Source organism: Mesorhizobium sp. M8A.F.Ca.ET.202.01.1.1 (assembly GCF_004791595.1).
Lineage (GTDB): Bacteria > Pseudomonadota > Alphaproteobacteria > Rhizobiales > Rhizobiaceae > Mesorhizobium.
On the sequence record NZ_SRUN01000268.1, the window covers coordinates 1 to 292 of the forward strand.

The window sequence follows — 292 nt, forward strand, 5'->3', positions numbered from 1 at the left end:
CGCAGGCCCTTGAAGCTGGCGTGGCCATCCTTGCCGATGATGATATGGTCGTGGACGGCGATACCGAGCGGCTTTGCCGTATCGATGATGGTCTTGGTCATCTCGATATCCGCACGCGAAGGTGTCGGGTCGCCGCTCGGGTGATTGTGGATTAAAATCAAGGCGGTAGCGGATAGTTCGAGAGCGCGGCGCACCACTTCGCGTGGATAGACCGGTGTATGGTCCACGGTCCCGTGCCCCTGCACTTCGTCGGCGATGAGGACATTGCGCTTATCGAGGAACAGGATGCGGA

Annotated in this window: 1 protein-coding gene; it reads right to left on the reverse strand. The window is 59.6% G+C overall.

Annotated features, from left to right (window positions below):
• Nucleotides 1-292 (reverse strand): JAB domain-containing protein (locus EN845_RS34790; RefSeq protein ID WP_281041061.1); only part of this gene is annotated, 292 nt, incomplete at both ends.